We start from the raw sequence: 24,082 nt of genomic DNA, 5'->3' as shown, positions 1-24,082 counted from the left end.
ATGCTAATTAGTCATCTACATCATCACTTAAGGTAAGTCCGATTGAATCTCCTTTTTTAACAACTTCACCTGGTTGAATAGTTTGTTCATCAACCATAAGTCCCTTGCCAGAGAATTCAGCTTTTAGACCTACTTTTTCTAGAATTTTAGTAGCTCCCTCTTTAGTATAGCCTTTTATATCAGGAACAATAACATCTCTATTATAATTTCCTGAACTTCCACTGTAAAGATTAACCTTGCTGCCTTCCTTAACGGTATAGCCAGGTGTAGGCTTTATATCTGTCACATACTCTCCCTGTCCCTCAATATCAAAATCTATCTTACTATCCTTAAGTTTCTTCTTAGCCTCATCAATCTTCATACCCCTAACCTCAGGAATTATAACATCTGGGGCATCTGTATTGCTACTGGTATCCTTGGATAGAACTGAAGGATCTAGATAATTGAATATATCATTAAAAACAGTTTTAGCTACTGGAACTGCTATAACTCCACCATAGTACTCTCCAGCACTAGCCTCATCAATTGAAACCATAACAGTCAGCTGTGGATCATTGGCAGGTGCCATACCAACAAAAGAAGATATATACTTCCCTGCCTCATAGGTTCCATTAGCAGGATTTACTTTCTGAGCTGTTCCAGTCTTACCAGCAATGTGATATCCATCTATAAAGGTTCTCTTTGCAGATCCTTCCGAAACAACCTTTTCAAGATATTCTCTTAGCTTTGTTGTCTTTTCTTTACTTACTACCTGCTGGGTCTTTGGTTCAAACTTTCTATCTACTACTCTATTACCTTGATCATCTACATGGCTTACCTCTCTCATTACATGAGGTTGAATCCAAGTTCCATTGTTTGCTATTGTATTAAACCCAGCCATAAACTGTATTGGATTAACAGTATTGGTCTGTCCAAAGGATATAGTAGCAAGATCTATATCGGTTATTGTCGCCGGTGACTTTGTTATACCTTTTGCTTCACCTGGAAGATCTACTCCTGATTTTGATCCAAACCCAAACTTCTTAATATACTCTGCCAGTTTATCCTTACCAAGCTTCTTTCCAACCTCTATAAAGGCAACGTTACAAGAATTCTTTAATATCTCTCCAAAGGTTTCAGTTCCATGTCCACTTCTCTTCCAGCACTTAATTATCCTATTCAATACTTTTACACTACCAGCACAAGAATAGGTCTCTCCCTTATCAGCAACTCCCTCTTCCATGGCAGCAATTGCTGTGAAAACCTTAAATATTGATCCAGGTTCAAAAGAGTCACTTACTGCTCTATTTCTCCACATCTTTTGAAGTTTATCACTAGCTGTGGCCCCATCAAAATTTTCTGCTCCTTCGTAAGGGTTGTTAGGATTAAAATCTGGTTTGTTAGCCATGGCTAATATCTCACCACTTTTAGGATTCATTACAATTACACTTACAGCTTTTGCCTTGTTGTCACTTAAAGCTTGAGATGCTGCCTTATCTGCAAACATCTGTATCTGCTTATCTATAGTAAGCTCAACATCCTTACCTTGTATAGGTGCTGTGAAGTTTGATATGGTATATGGCAATTCTTCACTTTTTCTATTAATTTCAGCTATTCTTACACCTGGAGTTCCTGCTAAATCTTTATCATACTGATACTCAACTCCATTAAGCCCTTTACCATCTGAATTTGTATTACCTAAAACATGAGATAAGAGATTGTTATTAGGATAATATCTCTTTGTATCTGGTGATACCATTACTCCGTTTATCTGTAAAGCCTTAACCTTGTCAGCCACATCTTTTTCTATTCTTCTAACTACATGTGCGGCTCCAGCGTCTGCTCCACTGGGCAATTTAGTATTTAGCTTTTTAAGCACATCTTCTTTTGTCAAATCTAATGCAGCTGCTATCTTAGGAGCAATGTCTTCGTTTGTACTTTTATGCTTCTTTAAATATTCCCTTATAGCATTGAGGTCAAAGTCCACTCTATAGACATTACCACTAACAGCTAGTTCTGCTCCATTTCTATCTAGAATCTTACCTCTTACTGCATCAATTTCTATTCTACTTGTCCACTGTTCAGTTGCCATTTTAGAATACTCACTGCCTTTAATTATCATTACATAGGCTAATCTTAAAGTTAATCCAAAGAATAATATAGTTAGAAAAACTACTGTTATCCACATTCTCTTCTTAGTGGTAGCTTCGTCTCTGTAATTATGCTCAAACAATAACTATACCTCCAAAAACATTGCTCATACACTCAGAACCGAAGTTATTCCATATATTAACTTATAATATTACATTGTTTTAATCTATAACCTTATTCATAAATCCTATTCAATTACAAAAAAACTTCTACCTCCAGCTGTGCTAATTAATCAGCTTATATAAAAACAAACTTTTCCTATATAAACTAAAAACTAACTTGCATATCCTTAATACCTGATATATAGCTATCAAACTTCAACTATTAATTTATGCATGCCAGATAATCCCCATATGCCCGCATTATCGAACATGTATAAATTAAATCATCATAAGGATACCTACAAAGATGTACCACTTCAAACCCGCGACAAAATCTCAACCCATCATTTTAATATCCGAAGGAATTGAAAAAATATCAAAGGAGTTATGAAGTGGTACATCTTTATCAGCTCAAGCAGCTTATATATTTCGATAAATACTTTATAGTGATTAATGTAGTACTTATCAATTTTATAAAGTTTCAAAAACAATGTAAAATACTTTCATACAGCTTAGATTCCTAATATCTATTATACATGTACCACTTTGTAATAAAATTTATCTTTTCAAATTCTCCTCTAAAAACCCAGAGGAGTTTTGAAAATACATTTGGTATCAAAGTGGTACATCTTTAAAATAAAAACTCTTTTATTTTTGCTAAAAGGTTCCAAGAATCTTTATTTTCTACAGGCTTGTCCTTTGTTTCAGCAGCAAAGTAATTTTCTTTAGAACTTGTCTTTAGAATATCATCCTTTCCAGGAACAATCATTCCAAGTTTGCTTTCAGCTGTGGACTTAATACTATCTAGTGAAGATACTTTTAACAATTCTGCCTTTAATGCCTCATTCTCAGCATTGTATTCATTAATATCTGAGTTTATTTGAGTCAATTGAGCTTGAACTGTATAAACCTTAACATCTCTCCAGATAGTTGCTATGCCTAAAACAAAAATTGCTAAGATAACTTGAGTTGCTGCCCTTCTATTCTTTTTATGTTTCTCTTTTAGTCTTCTATCCCTGTCTATCTTAGACCTTTTGAGGTCCTCATACTGCTTATCTCTTTGCGGATCATTGACCTTTCTCTTAGGATCTATCGCTGTATTTCCGTTAATATAATCGAATTCCTTCACTACCAACTTATTCACATCCCCACCATAATATAACTAATTTATTTATTTTTTTGTACAACCCTTAGTTTTGCACTTCTACTTCTTGGATTTTCTTCAACTTCAGCTTCTGTAGGATCTATAGGTTTTCTAGTAAGCACCTTTACTTCAGAAACCTTACCACACACGCATATTGGAAACTCCTTAGGACATGTGCATGGATTTTCTAATTCCTTGAATACTGTTTTTACAATTCTATCCTCAAGTGAATGGAAAGTTATTATAGCCATTCTTCCATCTTCATTTAGCCTTCTAACACCATCCTTTATAGCCTTATCTAGAATAAATAATTCCTTATTTACCTCAATTCTTATAGCTTGAAAGGTTCTCTTAGCTGGATGAGGACCTTCTCTTCTAGCTTTCGCAGGTATGGCAGCTTTTATAATATCTACCAACTGGAATGTAGTCTCTATTGGCCCCTTTTCTCTTTCCTTCACAATAAAATTAGCTATTCTACTAGCAAATTTTTCTTCACCATAATTTTTTATTAATATAAATAATTCTTCACTGCTATATCCATTAACAACTTCATAGGCCGAGAATTTATTTTCTCTATTCATCCTCATATCAAGTGGCGCATCCTGCATATAGCTGAAACCTCTTTCTCCTGCATCAAGCTGATAGGAAGAAACACCTAAATCCATTAATATTCCATCAACTTTTTCAATATTTAACTCTTCAAGTATGGAGTCTATATTGTAGAAGTTGTTGTGTACTAAAGTTACTCTATCTTTATACTCTTCAAGCTTTTTTCCAGCAGCACTTAGAGCATCTTTATCTTGATCAATTCCTATGAGTCTACCTTTACTTGACAATCTTTTTACTATTTCTGAAGAATGTCCTGCTCCACCTAAGGTGCAGTCCACATAAATTCCATCTTCTTTTATATTTAAAGCTTCTATGCATTCATTTAATAATACTGACACATGCTTAAATTCCATATTTATTTCTCCTTATATTCCTAAGTCACTCATCTTTTCTGCTATAGCATCAAAATCCATATCAGAATTGTTGTAGTCTACCCATTTTTCTTTGCCCCAAATTTCTATTCTAGTTAATACCCCAATACTTACTATTTCCTTATTTATACCTGCATATTCAATAAGATTTTGAGGAATAACACCTCTTCCTTGTTTGTCTGTCTCAATTTCAGTTGCACCTGAGAAGAAGAAACGTACGAAGGCTCTAGCATCTTTATTAGTAAGTGGAAGGCTTTTAAGCTTTTCCTCTAAGATTTTCCACTCACTCAATGGATAAACGTATAAGCATCCATCTAGTCCTTTAGTCATGATGAACTTACTACCTAGTTCTTCTCTAAATTTAGAGGGCATGATTATTCTGTTTTTACTATCTAATCCATGCTGATATTCTCCAATAAACATTAAACACCTCAAAACTAGGTATAGATGTGGAAAGTCACACCACTTACCACCACTTTTCACCACTTTAACTTTAATATTCTATGTAAATTCTAAAATCCCTCTTTTTTTATATATTTTTTAATATTTTTCAAAATAATATTAATGTTTCCCAATATATTAAATACTTATTTTGGATTCTTATTCATTTTTAGTTAAATATTCAAGTTTCAGATTAGCTTATGTCTATTTGCCTTTCAAAATCTAAAAAACAGAAAACTAGTATATTTATCTGCAGTAAAAAATATCTGAAGCGACCTTCAGTGACTTTTTATTCTCATCTGCCTTTTTAAACCCATGTGAAAAAATTCTTGCAGGAGACATATTTTTACCGTTTACCCTAAATAGCTGTTGCAAATTCTTGATATAGTTAGATTTCACTAACAAAAAAATTTATATAGCTGCTCTAGACAATAAAAAAAGCTTAGGTCATTTCAAACCTAAGCTTTTAAAGATTCACCATCTCAATCCATTATATAATTAAACATTAAATCTAAATAAGATTACATCTCCATCTTTAACTATATATTCTTTGCCTTCTAGCCTGTAAAGTCCTTTTTCCTTAGCAGCTGCTTCTGAACCACAGTTAACTAAATCATCATAAGCTATAACTTCAGCTCTAATAAAGCCTCTCTCAATATCTGAGTGAATCTTACCAGCAGCTTGAGGAGCCTTCATCCCTCTAGTTATAGTCCATGCTCTAACTTCTTGCTGTCCTGCAGTTAAGAAACTGATAAGTCCTAATAGTCTATAGCTTACATTTATTAATTTATCTAAACCAGCTTGATCAAGTCCATATTCTTCTAAAAGTTCTTTCTTTTCATCATCTTCTAATGATGAAAGCTCTTCTTCAAGCTTAGCGCATATAACAACTACTTCAGCATTTTCTTCTGCCGCATGCTTCTTAACTATTTCAACATATTTGTTGTTAAGATTCCCTTCCATCATATCATCTTCTGATATGTTCCCAACATATAGCACTGGCTTTGAAGTTATTAAGAATAATGATTTCACAAACTCGTCTTCGTCTTCAGTAACCTCTAATGTTCTTACTGGCTTACTCTGTTCTAAATGAGCCTTTAATCTCTCCATTAGTGCATATTCTTCCTTGGCTTTCTTATCACCAGATCTAACAAGCTTCATAGTCTTTTCCATTCTTCTTTCAAGAATTTCTAGATCAGAGAATATAAGCTCTAGGTTTATAGTTTCAATATCTCTTATAGGATCAACAGAACCTTCAACATGTACAACATTGTCATCATCAAAACATCTTACAACATGACAAATTGCTGCAACTTCTCTTATATGGGACAAGAACTTATTTCCAAGACCCTCACCTTTACTTGCACCTCTTACTAATCCTGCAATATCATAAAACTCAACTGAAGTAAATACTTTCTTCTTTGAGTTATACATTTCTTCTAATACATCCAATCTTTTATCCGGAACACTAACCACACCTACATTAGGTTCTATTGTACAGAATGGATAATTAGCTGATTCAGCTCCTGCTTTAGTAATAGCATTAAACAAAGTACTCTTTCCTACGTTTGGCAATCCAACAATACCTAATTTCATTTATGTACATCCTTTCTAACTTTAATACCTCATAATAGTTCTAAATCTCTTAAATGTAAATTTATTTTTATCTAATTCTGAAGTTTCAAAATAATACACCTTTACTCTAGCTTTCATAATACCCATAAAATTATACCTTAGTGTAAGCAACATTTCAATAAGTTATATTATGTGGAATTTAACCCTCTATAAAACCAGTATTTCAATGGATTTTATGAAAAAAATATAATGGAGGTGATTTAGATGCAATTTTCATTTTTAAAGAGCACTTTAATAAGCTTATCGTTGGTTACATCAATGGCTACATCCAATTTAAATTTTGATCTTAGAAAATTTGATTTTTTTAAGTTTAGCAGCAGTTCAGAGCAATCTTTAAGCAATAAGGAATATAGCTGGTATTATCTATACAACAAGGGCGAAGCACCAGATCCACCAAAAGAAACAAAAGACTTTGTATTTAATTATAATTGTTATTTTCTTGGAGATACATCAAAGAAAGTCTTATATCTTACCTTTGATGAAGGCTACGAGAATGGTAATACAGGGAAAATACTAGATATTTTAAAACAAAATAAGGTCCCAGCTGCTTTCTTCGTGGTTAAGCCTTATATTGTTCAAAATCCTGATTTAGTTAAAAGAATGGAGTCAGAGGGTCACCTTGTATGTAATCATTCTTCACATCACCCTTCCATGGCGAAAGTTACTGATTCTGAAAAATTCAAAAAGGAATTTACAGATGTTGAAGAAGAGTACACAAAGATTACAGGTAAGGAAATGCCTAAATATTTTAGACCACCAATGGGAAGATATAGTGAAGCATCTCTATCCAAAACTAAAGAGTTAGGCTATAAGACAATATTCTGGAGCTTTGCCTACAAGGATTGGATTGTAGATAATCAACCTGATACTGTTTCCGCCAAAAAGAGAATAATGGAGAGAACAAGTAACGGTTGTGTAGTATTGCTTCATGCAGTTTCCGATACAAACACAAAAATTCTTGATGATCTACTAAAAGAATGGAAGTCTCAAGGTTATGAATTCAAATCTTTAGAAGAACTAAAATAAATGTTTATAAAACCATGTCTATGAGATAATTCTAGTTTTATCTCGTTGACATGGTTTTTAAAGTTGTCTATGCTCAATGGTATTGTTAGCGTTAAATTATCAGATTAGTAAACATTTGTCGACATAGTTCTTTAATATATCATTGATTTTTAATGTAACTAAATAAGGTTTTATTTATTTATTATATATATTATAATGGTAAATAAATTAATTATTTTGTGTACAAGAAGGTGAAGTTTTTGAAATACTGCGTTTTGTTTCCTCAAGCAAAGAACGTACATCTTATTAAAGATGTTGGTATGATAGCTTACAAGCTTAACAAGCTATGTTCCTGTGAAAGCTATGTAGCATGCTATAATAATGATAAATATGATTATATAGATGGACATTTAAAAGGTCTAAAACTAGACTTTATTGATAAAAAACGTAACAATGATATAATTGATGGTTCTATATACTTGAAGAAAAATGCAAAAAGCATTGATGTTCTTCAACTATTCCACGTAACCATAAGATCAGTAATTTATGCAATAGTGTATAAGCATTATAATAAAAAAGGAAAAATATTTCTCAAGCTAGACTGTACAGAGGAATTACTAAATAAAATAAAGAATCTTAATTTTGCTGGGAAATTATTGTTTAACTATTTCTTTAAAAAGGTTCACTTAATCGGAGTTGAGCAAAAGAGACTCTTTAACGAGATAAAATCCCTTCTACCTCAATTTGAAAATAAATTTATATATATACCTAATGGTATTGATTATGACTTAATTCACCTAGATGATCTTACTTGTGAAAACAAGAAAAATTATATTCTTCATGTAGGAAGACTTGGCGCTGAAGAAAAAAATAGTGAGATGATCGTAGATGCCTTTATTAAGCTCTACAAAGAAGATAACTCTATGCCTTGGACTTTAGTGCTTGCAGGGGATAGCACTTCTAAATTCAATGAGCTTATAAAAAATTATACTGATCAGTATGCCGGTTTAAGTGAAAAAATAATGCTTCTCGGACAATTATCTGATAGAGAAGAGCTATTTAATATATATAGTAAGTCAAAAATTTTCTGTTTAACTTCCCACTTTGAAAGCTTTGGTATAGTTCTCATCGAAGCTGCTGCTGTTGGAAACATAATAGTGTCTACTGATGTTGGAATAGCTAAGGAGCTTACTGAACAAGGTGGAGCTATAGTCAAGGACTCTGATATAGATGATTTAGCTTCAAAGTTATTAAATTTTATAAACGATAAAAACTCAAAGAACATTTGTAAGCACAATATTGATTTTGTAAAAGAAAATTATAATTGGGATAAAATAGTAATGAGATTGTACAAAGAGATTACTAGATATTAAGGAGAATTTATGAATAAAGAACCACTAGTATTTATAGTAATATTAAATTTTAATTCATACATGGAAACTTTAAGATGCTTAGAAAGTGTTTTAGATAATGATTACCATAACTATGAAGTTGTTGTAGTTGATAATAATTCTACAGATACTTCTAAGGAAGAATTAAGCAAACATTTAGATAAGTTTAAACTAATTACCAACAACACTAATCTCGGTTATGCTCATGGAAACAATGTAGGAATTAAATATGCTTTAGAAAATAAGGCTGATTATGTATGTGTTTTAAATAATGATGTAGAAGTTGAGAAAAACTTTTTATCAGAGCTTATAAACTACATGAATACAAATAAAGATGTTGGTATAGCTGGCCCCTGTATATGTGATTTTCAAGAAAGAGATAAAATACAGTCCATGGGTGCAAACATTAATTTATTTACAGGTCTAGCTCAGGCAAAAGGGAAGAATACTTATTATATTTCCGTTAGAGAAGACTCTCTATCTGTAGATTACTTAGGTGGTGCATGCTTTGTAGCTAGAAAGGAAATATTTGAAGAAATAGGTTTGATCCCAGAAATGTATTTTCTGTTTTTCGAAGAAACAGAGTTTTGTTTAAACACAAAAAAAGCCGGTTACAAACTTATATGTTTGAATAGCAGTAGAGTTTATCATAAACAATCTGCTACCATATCAAAATATAAAGGTTTGAGCTATTTCTTCTTAAATAGAAATAGAATTGTATTTATGAGAAGAAACTCAAAACTGTATCATAAGGTAATATTCTCTTTTTATATAATAATAGAAACCTTTGCAAGAAAGATTTTAAAAAAGGAACCTTTATCCTTATTCAAGGTATATCTCGAAGGTCTAAAAGCTGATGTTAATCATATAGATATGAACCAAGTAAATTCTTTTTTTAAGAAAAATTAGGGAGGAAAAAAGATGAATTTTAAAGATAAAAGCATATTAGATTTCGTGAACGAACTAAGTTCAAATAGTCCAGTACCAGGAGGCGGAGGTGCTGCTGCCCTTGTTGGTTCTTTATCCGCTGCATTAAGCAATATGGTCTTTAACCTTACCATAAATAAAAAAGCTTTTACAAACTTAAACAACTCTGAGCAAAGCTCAGTTATGGACGCCTTAGCTACTTGTGAAAAAAAAGCTAACGAATTTCTTGACTATATTGATAAAGATGGAGAAGCATTTTCTACATTAATGAAAGCTTATAAACTACCTAAAGACAGTGAAGAAGCATTAAAGGTAAAGGAAGAAAAAATTCAAGAAGGCTTAAAGATCGCAATGCAAGTTCCATTAGATCTTTTAACAAACTTAGCTGACATGATGTCTTATATAGATATAGCAGCCACCTACGGTAATTCAAACGTAATATCAGATGCAGGCGTATCCGCAATACTAGCATATGCTGCTATAGAGAGTTCGGTATTAAATGTAATGGTAAATCTAAACTTTATTAATGATATCAACAAGGATGAGCTTATAAAAGCTTGTACTGATTTACTAAATAAAGCTGAAAAACTAAAAAAAGAAATAATGGTTAAAGTTTATAATAAAATTTAGTTATAGATAAAGTAATCTAAAAAAATATAATTTTTAGAACTTAAGATGGTATATCCATATGCTCTTAAACTCTAATATAAAAAAACATGCAAGAGAAATCACTTTCTTTTGCATGTTTCTTCTATGTATAATTCATACTACTTATTTATATATTTTCTACACTTCTAAGTATACCTATTTTATTAAGAATTACTATTAGTATGAACTTAGGTATCTTTCCTAGTCGCTTTATTCTAAAAGGCTCTTTCCATACTCTATAAAGCCACTCAAGCCCTAGCTTCAACATAATCTTAGGTGCCCTTTTAAGCTTTCCTGCAAAAATATCGAAACTGCCCCCTACCGGCATATATACCTTACATGGCAACTCCTCCATATATTTCAGTATAAAGTCTTCCTGTTTTGGTGATCCTAATGCCACAAATAGCATATCCGCCTCTGATTTTTTTATTTCATCTACTATTTCATTAACATCCTCATTTTTAAAATACCCATCTCTAAAACCGCAAATATCTATAGTTGGATACTTATTCTTAATATTTTCACTACACTTACCTATAATATCTCTTGAAGCACCTAAGAGATACACTTTAAATCCCTCTTTGGCCGATATACGTAAGAGTTCATCCATTACCTCTATTCCAGCAATCTTTTCTTTAACTGGTTGTCCAATTAGCTTTGCTGAAACCACAGTACCTACTCCATCTGGAATGATAACAAACTCATTACTATTAAACTTATCATAAAATTTCTTATCTTTCATTCCGTTTAAAAGCACTTCTGGATTTCCTGATATAACACATACCTTATCCTTACCAAGTACATATTGAATAAGCTTATCCTTGTTTAAATTAAAAATCTTATATCCAAGTATATTACTAAACACTTTATCTACTCTCCATTGTTATATTGTAAACTTTTAATACATCTCTTATAAATAGGTCTACAGTAAAGTTTTCCCTATAATAATTATAACCTGTTTTGCCTATTTTATTAAGTATATCTTTATGTTCAAAAATATATTTTAATTTATTATATAACTGCTCAGAACTTTCTGGGGCAACAATAAATCCATTCTTGCAATCTTCAATCATATCTGTCAAAGCACCAACTCTGGTACATAGTATCGGTTTAGAAAGAGTCATAGCTTCTAAAATAACATATGGCATGCCTTCTTTTACTGATGGTAGCACAAATAAATCCATACAGTTTATCAAATCATAGTTGTCTTTTCTATATCCCAAGAACTTCATATTAGTATAACCTTTAGTTCTCTTTACCATATCATCCTTAGTAGTTCCTTCTCCTACAAAAATGCAACTAAACCTATATCCTTCATCAGTTAATTTAAGTAATGCATCTATCAAAAATTTATGACCTTTTGTTTCATAAAAATTTGCCAAAACTCCTAAGACAAAGGTATCATCAATACCTAATTGTTTCCTTAATTCTTCACTGTTATTTAAAGACTCTCTATCGATTTCATACACAGCATTGGGTATATAGTATATATATTTTTTATTTCCAAGTCCATAATCTAAGGCACAGCTATAATCCTTCTTAGATACAGCAATAAGTCTGTTTCCGAATAAAGATCCTATTTTTTCAATTGTTATATATATTCTTTTCTTAATTTTACTCATAGGTTCATTAAAAACAAAACCATGAGCTGTATATACAACAATTTTTACGCCTGCCAATCTTGCAGCAATTCTTCCTATAAGCCCTGCCTTTGAACTATGACAGTGTACTATATCGTATTTCTCCTTTTTAAATATCTTCATGAACTTTATAATAGCTTTGAAATCATTTAATAAAGAGATTTCTCTCTTCAATAATTCCACTCTTTTAAAATCTATATTTAACTGTTCTAATTCCTTATCAAGCCCTTGGCCTTCTCCCGCATATACTGTAACACAATTACCAAGTTTCTTCAATTCATCGCTTAAGATCAGAAGATGCTTTTGAGCTCCCCCCATCTCTGCCTGAGTTATTATCTGAGCTATTTTATAAGACATCTCTTCACACTCCTAAAAGCATTTTCTAATTTAATATATACTCCTCTGAACAAACATAACACTTCAATCCTTAGCCCCAAAACAAAGCTTCGCATTAATCTATGAAGATTTATTTTGATAGATTTCATATGGAAATGGTGCATCTTTAGATGTACCACTTCGCAATAAAACTTACATTTTCAAATTCTCCTCTCATAACTCAGAAGAGCTTTGAAAATAGATTTCCAATCCAAGTGTTTCATCTTTAATTATGGTTTAGAAGTTACTAAAAAATTATCATTGCTTATCCGTATTTCTTATATTTCTGACTCCTTATGTGAGAATAACATCGCTACCATAATCCAAAAGAAAGTTGAAACCTTAGGTACAAATAAAATATTATCAAAACAGTTCATAAACAAAAATGGAATTAATCCAACTAAGAATCCTTCAATAAAATAGGATGTCAAAGTTTGTGATTTATTTTTCATGAAATGTACAGCTTCTCTAAGAATAAATATAATTATCAGCCAGAAGCTTAGTTCCCCAACCATCCCCAATTCACTTGCTATTTTTAAATAGGAGTTATGACTAGGAAAAACATCTACACCTTGCTCCTTAAACTGTGGATAAAGCTTAGTATACTTAGGATACTTTACTATAAAATTACCATTTCCCACTCCAATGTATGGTTGATCCTTTATCATTTTTATAGCCACATTCCATATTCTTATTCTTGATTCATTTTGATTACTGTCAGTAATCTGCTTTATCCTACTAATACTGCTTGGAATCGCTAATATTATCCCTGCAACTGGAATCAGAATAAGCAAGAGCCTCTTTCCAGAGAGCAATAGTAACAGTACCAATCCAATTGCAAATCCCATCATAGCACTTCTAGACATAGACGTAATTAAATTTATAAAGCACATTACACTCGTTACTATAGATAATACTTTAAATACAACGCTCTTATTTTTTGCTCTAGTGATTGATATTAAAGGAAAAAACATTAGAACCTGAAACGCTCCCAAAGTATTGGGATTATCTAAAGTAGATTGTACTCTAGGCCTTACCGAAGAAACTATATGTGTTTCTGCTCCTATACCTGTGAAGTACTGCACTATACCTAATATAGAAACTGTGAATGAAATAAGTAAAATAGTAAATATAATTCTTTCTCTTTCTTTTTCTTTAAAAACCCTGTCAATCATAAACATAATTATGATATAAGTAAAAAATCTCATACTCTCTTTTAAAGCTATGGATTTATCCTCAGCATAAATTGTAGATAATAACATCAACAGTAGGAAAACAACCATTAGTATGTAAACTTTCTTACTAAAAAAACTAATTATATCTAGTTTTAATTTTATAAAGTTCTTATCTTTAATAAAAAGATAGATATATAGAATAAGTACTATAAGTAGGATCATTTGAACTGCATTATTATAATTATTTCCTCTTATTCCAAAAGGAATCAAAGGGATCAAAAAAATATATATACAAAATACTATACTTATTAATTTCTTCATAATACCTCTCTCCCTAAAATAATTAGGAGACTAAAAAGTCTCCTAAATTAAAACCAAATAAAGTACTTTCGCTAGTATTTTATACATTAATTAATCTTCCATTTTATCTATTGTTATTTCAGCATTTGTATTTTTTATAAGCTTATTTAATGGCAAATCATCCTTAAGCCCTTGTGAACTTTCTCTCATAAACATAATCTTTATAGTTTGAAGTATTAACTTTAAATCTAAAAGTATTGAATAATTCTTGATATATAGAATATCGTATATTGCTTTATCTTCCGGTGTTGTTGAGTATTTACCTAATACTTGTGCCAGTCCTGTAAGCCCAGCCTTAACAATTGTTCTATATTTGTAATCTGGTATTTCATTTTTAAATTGCTCTACAAAAAACAGCCTCTCAGGTCTAGGTCCCACAACACTCATATCTCCAAATAATATGTTTAAAAATTGAGGTAGTTCATCTATTCTAGTGGCTCTTAATATTCTACCAATCTTTGTTATCCTTGGATCTGACTCACCAGCAAGTACAGGTCCTGTAAGCTTTTCAGCATTCATTACCATGGTCCTAAATTTCAGCACAAAAAATTTTTTTTCATTTATTGTAACTCTTTCCTGCTTATAAAATATCTCTCCACCATCTGATAATTTTATAGCTATTGTAACGAATATCATTATTGGACTTGTCAAAATTAAACCAATCAAAGAAACTATTATATCCAGCATTCTCTTAAATATCCTAGCTTCAAGAGTAAGCCCAAGTTTCTTCACCTTGAACATAGGAATGTCATCTGCCCTGTTTAGTTTTGAATTTAGTATTGCAATCTCATATATTCCAGGAATTATATATACACTTTTCCTACTTGTAAGACAGTTATCAACAATTTTCTGCTTTACATTTAACTCTACGTCATTGCATATAAAAACTACATCTACATTAGCAACATATTGATCTAGACTCTTACTTTTACTTCCACATATATATTTTATGTTGTATAAATCTCTCTGCTTCATAAGTATTTTCTTAGTTAGATACTCTAGTGAACCTTCCCCAACAATGAGACATTCCTTCACCCCATGAAGCATTCTGCTTATACTCCAAATAACCACTCTCCAAATAGATAAAATTATAAACTGTACAATAGTACTAATAACAAGCACCATTCTAGGATATGCAAATCCTCTTGCAAAGAATGTTATTCCTGCAGTAGTTATAAACAAAGCTACCACAGTTAGGCCTATTGAATAAATAGTTTCACCGATTCCCTTTTTTAATAAATCACCAAGGCCGAATACATACATATATATCAAATAGGCTAAAACAATAAAGGGGATTATATTAAAAAATGGAATAATATTATATTCTGGCGGATCTGACTTAAACTGTATTAAAAAAGATAAATATACTGAAAAAACTACTAGTACTGCATCTACAAAGTAAGTTGCGAATTTAAAAAGTTCTGTTCCCATATCTTTTCTTTTCATAATATACCTCTAAATCATTTTAAACTCTTACTAATTTTACACTTATTACAATTTAAAGTCAAATTATACGCAAAAAAATTTCCAAATATAACCTTTGTCCTATTTTTGCCATCAAGTAACCTGAGTTAGACAGACATTTTTCGACTTACATATTGTAATAATTCTTAACTTTTACAATATATAGATAAAACATTCTCGTTATACTTTATAAAATTTATGCTTTCATGATCAATTATCGAAAAAAGCAAAGCATATTTCAATTATATTTTAGCTATACATGTAATTGTTAAAATTATAAAAAGTCGCTGAAGCAACCTTCTTCAGTGAGCATTTTTACACATCTGACTTTTCGAATATATTTTTACAAAACACTACAGGTGACATAATTTTTTTGCTGTTCCCCTTAAATATCTGTTCTAAGCCCCCTGAAATCAATAGGTTTAGCTAACAAATATTCTTATACTTCTTAACAAAAAAAAGAAGTAATTAGAATTTCTAACTACTTCTTCTTAAATAATCTTGATAGAAGCCCTTGTTTCTTAGGCTCTCTTATAACCAACGGATTTACTTCTTCACCATTCAAAATACTAAGCTCATTACTTTCAATCCATTTATATAACTCTATATTGACTTCCTTTATTACTTCATAAGCCTTATCAATATAAGTATTTCTTTTTTCATTGTTGTGACCATCGCTGCCAACCATGTGAACTAAATTTCTAGCTACCAGCTGTTCTGCGACACCTTTTATAGTGTTACCATATGCTCCTGTTAAGCTACCTGAATTTACTTGAGCTAAGTTTCCTTGTTCTACAAGGTTCTTTAATAACTCTATGTTGTTAGCGATTTTAAAATTTCTCTCAGGATGAGCAAGTATTGGAGTAACTCCCTTTAACCTAAGTTCATAAAACACATCCTCAGTATAAAGAGGAAACTCTCTCATAGGAAGCTCTATTAGCATATATTTTTTATTATTTATGCACCAGATTAACCCATCACTATAAAGATCAACAAGATTAGGGGTTATATATACTTCTAATCCTTTAATAACCTTTATACCTTCTTGTTTTCCAAAGTCACTCACTTCTGAGAAAATGTTATCATAATTATTCTTTTCTTGTTCAAACTCCCCAGGAATATAATGAGAAGTCGCGCAAATATGGGTTACTCCTTGACTTATAGAATTTCTTATCATATCTTTTGTAATCTCAAAAGACTGAGATCCGTCATCTACATTTGGTATTATATGACTATGAAAATCTATCATAATTTCACCTACTCTTTATCGTAGTATCCATAATATTTACTATAGTAATACTCATTTGCCTTAGATGGTACCATGTTTAACACAACACCGATTAATTTAGATCCAACTTTGTCCAGCATTTCCTTAGACTTAACAATCGCCTTCTTCTCAGTTTTTCCGTAAGAAGCAACAAGAAGAGTACCGTCGGCATTTACAGAAAGTATTTGAGCATCAGTCACAGCTAAAACTGGTGGTGCATCTATTAATACAACGTCGAATATTTCTTTAAACTCGTTTAAGTACTTAGTCATCGCCTTACTACCCAATAACTCCGATGGATTAGGAGGAAGAGTCCCACAAGTAAGTATGTACAGATTTTTTATTTCAGTACTCTTTAGACATTCTTCAATTTTATTTTCTCCAATTATTATATTAGCTAATCCTTTTGAATTAGGAATTCCAAATTTTTTATGAACTGTTGGTCTTCTAAAGTCGCAATCTATCAAAAGAACCTTCTTACCAGCTTGAGCCATTGATGAGGCTAAATTAGATATTACTGTACTTTTTCCTTCAGAAGGACTAGAAGATGTTATTACAATAACGCGCATTTTTTCATCTAACGATGAATACTGTATGTTTGTTCTTAAAGTTCTAAAAGCTTCAGCACCTCTAGATTTATTATTAACCAAAGAAATTAAGTTTTTATCCATTTTAAGCCTCCATTATTCTTCTATAATAGGAATTACTCCTATTACAGGAACTTCAAGTAGTCTTGATAATTCTTCTTCATCCTTAACGGTGTTATCAAGGTATTCAATTAGGAAAACAAGTCCCACAGATAACATGAGTCCTACAAACAATGCTACCGCAATATTTAGCAGTGGTCTAGGACTATCTGGACTAGTTGGAGCAACGGCCTCATCAACTAACTTAACATTATCTCTATTATATATCTCCATAGATTCTTTTTTTAGTGATTTAGCGATTTGGTTAGCAATTCTTGCCACTTCATTCTTATTCTTTGACTTTACAGTTATAGTTAAAAACTCTGTATCTCCTTTAGGCGTAACAGAAGTCATTTTTATAAGTTCTTCAGGTGTCATATCTAAGCCTAGCTCTTTTATTACATCATTTGCTACAACTTTAGTCTGAACAAATATACTGTAGGTCTTAACCATCTTCTGATACATCATCACATCATTATAGTTTTCTTTTGCCTGATCTGCTTTATCATTTTGACCTATTATTACTGATATATCAGCCTTATATACTGGCTTTATTACAAAATAACTTACTGCTGCTGTCAACAATGTACAGCTCAATGTTATTAGTATAACTAACAGTAGTCTTTTTCTTATAATGTTGAAATATTCTCTTAATTCCATTACTTATCCCCCTATTATATTATTTAATTGTTTTACAATTTCATCATCAGCATTTAATTTATTTGCTATATCAAGATGAAGCCTTGCTTCTTCAAGCTTACCTATATTGTAGTAACACATTATCAAATTTGTACAAACTTCAACGTCCTTTGTAGCTTCAAATGCCTTTCTAAAATACATTATAGCACTTTCAAAATCCCCAATTGCTGCATGATTAATACCCAACTCATTTACAGTTTCTACTATAGAACTATCTATTCTTAAGCTTTCATTAAGATAGTAAATAGCTTTCTCATAATTTTCTATTTTTCTATATGATAAACCTACATAATAATATATAAGCGCATTATCCTCAAACTTATCTACTAAAGGAAGAAGCTTTTTCAAAGCTTCCAAAGGATTTTCATCAATCTCTTCCTTACCTTTTTCATAGTTAGCTATATCAGAAACTTCATCAATTAAATCGTCAATATCTGAAGTTCTAGCTCCCCCTAGTCTAATATATTCATTTAGACACACAAAAGCCTTTGAGTACTCACCCTCAGCTTTAAGCAAAACTGCCTCAAACATATAAGGTATCGCACTCTTAGGATATTTGTATTTGTAAAAAGAAATATCCTCTAAGAGAACACTATTAAAATCTTTATTAGCTGATCTAATTACTTCTCCAATGCCAACAAGTCTTTCAAAAAATTCTTCTTTTCCATATACTCTACACAGTCCTCTTAAAAGTACATAGCCATCATTATAATTTTCTTCTTTTACTTTATTTGCTACTATTCCTTTAATACACTCTTCGGAATCATTTATAGAAGCTATAATTTTTATATAATCCTCGTTATATTTAAAGTCCTCATCTGCACCTATAGCATAAAACATACCTTCAATAAATTGATATATAGGTATTTCTTTAAGTTCCTTATTCTTTTTTACTTTATCAGCCAAAAACTCCATGCTGATTGGCATAAACAATTCTTTGCTTGCAAGTTTCATTCCATTATAACTAATCTTTCTCAAAAAGGCGCCGATATCTTTTATTTCAAGGAATAACAGTTTTGATAGCTTATCCTTAAAAAGTGAATTATAGTCCATAATATTCACCCCTATTTATAAATCTTTTGTTTCTAATATTGAATTTGAAATTACTCAAGTCAATTACTAAAAGTATGTGATTTAAATATGTATAGATTACCACTTCATAACTTTCAACTATATCCTCATCTTTTACTGCAATATTTACATAATGCCAATGAAAATATATATAAAGCTGAAGTGGTATCTTTGTAAAGACCTCCTATAACGAAACTTAATTTATAGTTGTTCAAAAATCACAGGTTCTATGGATTTTCTGTCATATACAAATTAATAGTTAAGTTAGGAAATCAATAGATATACTAGTTAATTAACTATTATTATAAATTTTCAAAATACATCTTTATAAGAACCAATTCATAATAATACCTTTTTGTTCACTAAGGACATCCCCCTGTACAACATAAAAATATTTACCTACTAGAACTGGCTCATTTATAATGATTTTTTAATTCAATTTGTCATTAATAATTTGCATCACATCATCAGTATACTTCTTAATCTTATTTTCTGCATCCTCTAAGCTGCTGCCAACAATGGATAAGTATACCTTCATTTTAGGTTCTGTACCAGAAGGCCTTACTACAAACCATGAATCATCTTCTAAAATATATTTAAGAACATTTGATTTAGGTAGGTTTATAGTGCTCACAGCATCTTTTTCCACATCTGTTTCTTCACTCTTTTTGTAATCAAATCTCTTAACAATTTTAATTCCACTAACACTTGAAATTGGGTTATTTCTCATATTATCTATGCAACTTGCTATTTTTTCTTGACCTTCTTTTCCTTTAAGTTCAATTGACACCAAGTTTTCTCTGTAGAAGCCATATTGATTATATATATCAATCAACCCATCGTAGAGAGTTTTACCCTTAGACTTATAGTATAATGTCATTTCTGCAATTAACATAGATGCAATTACAGCATCCTTATCTCTTACGAATTCTCCTGCTAGATATCCGTAGCTTTCTTCAAAGCCAAAAAGGTACTTATGACTACCTGATTCCTCAAATTCTCTAATCTTTTCACCAATATATTTAAAGCCAGTTAAAACATCTATAAGTTCTACCTTATACTCTGCTGTCATTTTTCTTACTGCTTCAGTCGTAACAATTGTCTTTATAATAGCGCCGTTTTCAGGAAGCTTATTAGTATCTTTAAGTGAGTTTAAAACATAATGAGTTAATAACATTCCAGTTTGATTTCCAGTTAAAACTCTATATTCACCTTCATTATCTTTAACCACTACACCTATCCTATCGCAATCAGGATCTGTACCAAATATTATATCTGGTTGCACTTCTTTTGCTAAATCTAAAGCTAACTTAAATACTGCTGGTTCTTCTGGATTAGGATAAGAAGCTGTTGGAAAGTTCCCATCTGGCTTTTCTTGTTCCTTTACTACATGAACATTAGCATAACCTAATTCCTTTAGCACTCTTCTTACAGGCATATTTCCTGAACCATGTATAGGAGTATATATTATCTTTAAATCCTTTGCTGATGATTCAACTAATTCTTTTCTAATGGTTAGTTCTTTAACTCTATCAATATATGCTTTATCAACATCTTCTCCTATATATTGAAGTAAGCCTTTTTCTAAGGCCTCTGATTCAGTTAATGACTTTACATTAGCGTAGTCCTCTATAGCATTCACATAACCGATTATCTTCTTTGCAGGTTCATCAGTAACTTGTCCACCATCATCACCATAAACCTTATATCCGTTATATTGCTTAGGATTATGAGAAGCTGTTATTACTATACCACCTTTACAATTAAGCTTTCTAACAGTATATGATAACATTGGTGTAGGTCTTAAATCTTCAAAAAGATATACCTTTATATCATTTGCACACAATGTTAAAGCAGCAGCTTTAGCAAATTCTCTTGACATATTTCTTGAGTCGTATGCTATTGCAACTGACTTTTCGTCTTTATAAGCTTCATTTATATAATCTGCTAAGCCTTGAGTCGCTTTCCCTACAGTATATATATTCATTCTGTTAGTTCCAGCCCCTATAACACCTCTTAATCCACCTGTACCAAACTCTAACTCTTTATAAAATCTATCTTCTATTTCCTTTTCGTCAGTTATATTTTTCAATTCATCTTTTATTTCATCGTTAATAGTAGGTGACTGCAACCATTGATTGTATTTTTCTAGATAAGTCATTGATATCCCTCCTTATAATTTAACATTAAATATTATACAACAAAAAAAATATAATTGAAACTTTTATATGCAAATTTATGAAATTCTGTGCATTTATATATATAAGTACCACTTATTTCACATTAATATCCTTTGAATGCTTATTATTGCTTGTATCTCAACTTTCTCAATTATATATATTTTTTTGCTAATTAACCAAGTCGTACAACCTTGTGTTAACCATCCTTATACTTTCATCTATTTAAATGTAATCACTTCTTATAACTTCATGCTAATAAAAAATCACTGAATCTACCTTCTTCAGTTAACTTTCTGCACTTCTGCCTTTCCGAATGCATCTAAGTAAAATCTTGTTGGCCAATGATTTTGCTTTTTCACTGTATACGCTACCCTAACAAGCTGGTATAATCCTTGATATTGTAAGGTTTAGCCAATAAAAGTTTTACAATTACCTTTTCAGTAAAAAAGAAACCCTATGTTATCATAGGGCTAACTTATTCTTTTCTTTCCTCAGGTTCTACAGATTCTTGTATTTTATGTTCATAGCTAACAGATCCAAGTACTGTATTTAAATCATCAATTATGGATATCTCTTGACCTACCTCTATATCACTTACTTTGTAAGTACTTCCTATTGAAGACTGAGAAATATCTACTTCCAAATATTTCGGCAAATTATCCGGAGTACAGCTAACCTTTATGCTTGATTTCTCTTTTTGAATTATAGCACCATATGAATTAAGTATTCCCTCACCTTTGAAATGTAGTGGTACTGTAGTTATAATTTTTTGATTTTTATCTATAGTTTCTAGATCCAAATGTATAACTTTATGAGTTACCGGATCTCTCTGAAGCTCTTTAATCAGTACAGTCTTCTTTTGTTCGTTTAGATCAATGTCTATTACTCCGTGTTCACCGTATTCAGTAATAACATGATTTAATTCTAACTCACCAATTTCAAACATAAAGTTCTGCATACCTTTTCCGTAAACTATGCCTGGAACCTTTCCTGACCTTCTTACTTTACCTGCGGTCTTGCCTATTTTGTTATCTCTACTATTTAATTTAATATTTTCCACTTTAATCCCTCCTGCCCTATATTATTGTCATAATAAATAAATCTTATTCATATTAATTTTTTTATTGCATTACAGTTACTCATAACATATAATTATATTGTTTTTCATAAGAGATATTTATTTGTTGAAAGAAGGTGCGGTATCAAAGTGTACAGATTTGACCAAAATGAAACTCCTTTGTTTGATGCCCTAATGGAATATGTAGATAGAGATACAATTCCATTTCACGTTCCCGGTCATAAGAAAGGCGTAGGAATAGATGAGGAATTCAAAAACTTTATAGGTGAAAACCCATTTAAGATAGACGTAACGGTGTTTAAGTTAGTTGATAGTCTACATCATCCAACAGGACCAATAAAAAAGGCTCAAGAGCTTGCTGCTGATGCATATGGCTCAGATGCTTCTTTTTTCTCGATCCACGGAACCTCTGGCGCAATTCAAGCTATGATTATGTCAGTTGTAAATCAAGGCGATAAGATAATTATTCCTAGAAATGTTCATAAATCAATCACCGCTGGGATAATCCTTAGTGGAGCAATTCCTGTATTTATGCAACCAGAGCTCGATAAGCAGTTAGGAATAGCTCATGGTGTTACCCCTGAAACTGTAAAAAAGGTTTTGGAAGAAAATAAAGATGCTAAGGCTGTGTTAATAATAAACCCAACTTATTATGGTGTTGCCACTGCTATCAAAGAAATCGCTGATATTGTTCATAGTTATGATATTCCTTTAATAGTAGATGAAGCACATGGTCCTCATCTAGCTTTTAATGAAAAACTACCTATGTCTGCAATGGAAGCAGGTGCTGATATCTGTGCACAGAGCACTCATAAAATAATAGGTGCTTTAACTCAATGTTCTTTACTTCAAGTAAAAAGCAGCTATATAGACCCGGCTAGAGTTCAGCAGGTTTTGAATCTACTTCAAACAACTTCACCATCATATATATTGATGGCAAGTTTAGATTGTGCTAGAAGACAAATTGCTTTAAATGGAGAAGAGCTTTTAGATAAAGCTATTGACCTAGCTAATTATGCTAGAACTGAAATAAATAAAATAAATGGTTTCTACTGCTTTGGAGAAGAAATCTTAGGCAGACCTGGAGTTGTATCATTAGATCCAACTAAGATTACAATAACTTGTAGAGACCTTGGAATAACAGGCTATGAATTAGATATGATATTATCTAATAAGTATCACATACAAATGGAACTATCTGATTTATACAATGTCCTTGCAGTAGGATCTTTTGGTGACACAAAAGAAAGTATTGATAAATTAATTCAAGCTCTAACAGAAATCTCTGAAGAATATTCTTCTAAAGGTAAAGTAAGACCAGACTTTTTAGATATTCCATCTATACCTGAAAGTGTTTTGATTCCTAGAGATGCTTTTAACAGCAAAAAAGAGTCAATACTTCTTAGAGATAGTATCGGAAAGATAAGCGGTGAATTTTTATTAGCTTATCCACCTGGAATTCCACTACTTTGTCCTGGTGAAATAATCACAGAAGAAATCATTGATTATGTTGAAGAACTAAAAGAAGTTGGTTTATACGTACAAGGTACGGAAGACTCAAAGGTTGAATATATTAAAGTCGTTGCTAAATAGGCTTTATATAAAAAAATCACTGAAGCGATTTTCTTCAGTGATTTTTTTTGCGCATCTGCCTTTTCTGAACGTATGTGAAGAAATTCTGGCAG

At 31.4% G+C, this 24,082-nt stretch carries 20 protein-coding genes; 5 read left to right on the top strand and 15 right to left on the bottom strand.

The window, feature by feature from the left end:
- Positions 1-7: 7 nt before the first annotated feature.
- The 5 genes from GXK57_RS16880 to ychF form a co-directional block, all read right to left on the bottom strand.
- Complete coding sequence (locus GXK57_RS16880; RefSeq protein ID WP_160678626.1) at positions 8-2,212, bottom strand: stage V sporulation protein D; 2,205 nt, start codon at positions 2,210-2,212, stop codon at positions 8-10.
- 650 nt (positions 2,213-2,862) lie between these two features.
- Entirely contained in the window at positions 2,863-3,375 is a 513-nt protein-coding gene (locus GXK57_RS16875) for a septum formation initiator family protein (protein WP_160678624.1), read from the bottom strand.
- 23 nt (positions 3,376-3,398) lie between these two features.
- Positions 3,399-4,337 carry a 16S rRNA (cytosine(1402)-N(4))-methyltransferase RsmH gene (rsmH, locus tag GXK57_RS16870; RefSeq protein ID WP_128212816.1) on the bottom strand — a complete coding sequence of 313 codons (939 nt, stop codon included), beginning with the start codon at positions 4,335-4,337 and terminating at the stop codon, positions 3,399-3,401.
- Positions 4,338-4,349: 12 nt separating this feature from the next.
- The gene (gene mraZ / locus GXK57_RS16865) at positions 4,350-4,778 is read right to left on the bottom strand and encodes a division/cell wall cluster transcriptional repressor MraZ (protein WP_160678622.1); all 429 of its coding nucleotides are present in this window, start codon (positions 4,776-4,778) and stop codon (positions 4,350-4,352) included.
- Positions 4,779-5,294: 516 nt separating this feature from the next.
- Positions 5,295-6,392 (bottom strand): redox-regulated ATPase YchF, encoded by a 1,098-nt coding sequence (ychF, locus tag GXK57_RS16860; RefSeq protein ID WP_128212814.1) that lies wholly within the window; start codon positions 6,390-6,392, stop codon positions 5,295-5,297.
- 297 nt (positions 6,393-6,689) lie between these two features.
- Between ychF and pdaA the strand changes: the two genes are divergently transcribed.
- The 4 genes from pdaA (at position 6,690) to GXK57_RS16840 (ending at position 10,384) form a co-directional block, all read left to right on the top strand.
- Positions 6,690-7,457, top strand: coding sequence for a delta-lactam-biosynthetic de-N-acetylase (gene pdaA / locus GXK57_RS16855; RefSeq protein WP_243156461.1), 768 nt, complete (start codon positions 6,690-6,692; stop codon positions 7,455-7,457).
- A 239-nt stretch (positions 7,458-7,696) separates the two neighbouring features.
- Positions 7,697-8,809, top strand: coding sequence for a glycosyltransferase family 4 protein (locus tag GXK57_RS16850; RefSeq protein ID WP_160678618.1), 1,113 nt, complete (start codon positions 7,697-7,699; stop codon positions 8,807-8,809).
- A gap of 9 nt (positions 8,810-8,818) precedes the next feature.
- On the top strand, positions 8,819-9,736 hold the full coding sequence (locus tag GXK57_RS16845) for a glycosyltransferase family 2 protein (protein ID WP_160678616.1): 918 nt from the start codon (positions 8,819-8,821) through the stop codon (positions 9,734-9,736).
- Between the two features lie 12 nt (positions 9,737-9,748).
- Positions 9,749-10,384 (top strand): cyclodeaminase/cyclohydrolase family protein, encoded by a 636-nt coding sequence (locus tag GXK57_RS16840; protein ID WP_160678614.1) that lies wholly within the window; start codon positions 9,749-9,751, stop codon positions 10,382-10,384.
- A gap of 145 nt (positions 10,385-10,529) precedes the next feature.
- On the opposite strand, the gene GXK57_RS16835 is transcribed toward GXK57_RS16840, so the two are convergent.
- From GXK57_RS16835 to GXK57_RS16790, 10 genes are all read right to left on the bottom strand, one after another.
- The gene (locus GXK57_RS16835) at positions 10,530-11,267 is read right to left on the bottom strand and encodes a WecB/TagA/CpsF family glycosyltransferase (protein ID WP_160678612.1); all 738 of its coding nucleotides are present in this window, start codon (positions 11,265-11,267) and stop codon (positions 10,530-10,532) included.
- A gap of 1 nt (position 11,268) precedes the next feature.
- Complete coding sequence (locus tag GXK57_RS16830) at positions 11,269-12,399, bottom strand: glycosyltransferase family 4 protein (RefSeq protein ID WP_160678610.1); 1,131 nt, start codon at positions 12,397-12,399, stop codon at positions 11,269-11,271.
- A gap of 296 nt (positions 12,400-12,695) precedes the next feature.
- Positions 12,696-13,913, bottom strand: a complete 1,218-nt coding sequence (locus tag GXK57_RS16825; RefSeq protein WP_160678608.1) for an O-antigen ligase family protein — start codon at positions 13,911-13,913, stop codon at positions 12,696-12,698.
- A gap of 90 nt (positions 13,914-14,003) precedes the next feature.
- On the bottom strand, positions 14,004-15,398 hold the full coding sequence (locus GXK57_RS16820) for a sugar transferase (protein WP_160678606.1): 1,395 nt from the start codon (positions 15,396-15,398) through the stop codon (positions 14,004-14,006).
- A 499-nt stretch (positions 15,399-15,897) separates the two neighbouring features.
- Entirely contained in the window at positions 15,898-16,665 is a 768-nt protein-coding gene (locus GXK57_RS16815) for a CpsB/CapC family capsule biosynthesis tyrosine phosphatase (RefSeq protein ID WP_160678604.1), read from the bottom strand.
- Positions 16,666-16,673: 8 nt separating this feature from the next.
- A complete protein-coding gene (locus GXK57_RS16810) occupies positions 16,674-17,354 on the bottom strand; it encodes a CpsD/CapB family tyrosine-protein kinase (RefSeq protein ID WP_160678602.1) in 681 nt (226 codons plus the stop codon).
- Between the two features lie 12 nt (positions 17,355-17,366).
- Positions 17,367-18,029, bottom strand: a complete 663-nt coding sequence (locus GXK57_RS16805) for a Wzz/FepE/Etk N-terminal domain-containing protein (RefSeq protein ID WP_160678600.1) — start codon at positions 18,027-18,029, stop codon at positions 17,367-17,369.
- 3 nt (positions 18,030-18,032) lie between these two features.
- Positions 18,033-19,121, bottom strand: a complete 1,089-nt coding sequence (locus tag GXK57_RS16800; RefSeq protein WP_160678598.1) for a hypothetical protein — start codon at positions 19,119-19,121, stop codon at positions 18,033-18,035.
- Positions 19,122-19,569: 448 nt separating this feature from the next.
- Positions 19,570-21,300 (bottom strand): phospho-sugar mutase, encoded by a 1,731-nt coding sequence (locus tag GXK57_RS16795; RefSeq protein WP_160678596.1) that lies wholly within the window; start codon positions 21,298-21,300, stop codon positions 19,570-19,572.
- 494 nt (positions 21,301-21,794) lie between these two features.
- Complete coding sequence (locus GXK57_RS16790; protein ID WP_160678594.1) at positions 21,795-22,379, bottom strand: 50S ribosomal protein L25; 585 nt, start codon at positions 22,377-22,379, stop codon at positions 21,795-21,797.
- A gap of 147 nt (positions 22,380-22,526) precedes the next feature.
- Between GXK57_RS16790 and GXK57_RS16785 the strand changes: the two genes are divergently transcribed.
- Positions 22,527-23,990, top strand: coding sequence for an aminotransferase class I/II-fold pyridoxal phosphate-dependent enzyme (locus GXK57_RS16785; protein WP_160678592.1), 1,464 nt, complete (start codon positions 22,527-22,529; stop codon positions 23,988-23,990).
- The last annotated feature ends 92 nt before the right edge of the window (positions 23,991-24,082 follow it).

The sequence above is a fragment of the Clostridium sp. C8-1-8 genome (assembly GCF_009928445.1).
Taxonomy (GTDB): domain Bacteria; phylum Bacillota; class Clostridia; order Clostridiales; family Clostridiaceae; genus Clostridium_AR.
The sequence above is the reverse complement of the archived record's forward strand: the minus strand, read 5'-3'. Positions and strand labels throughout refer to the sequence as shown.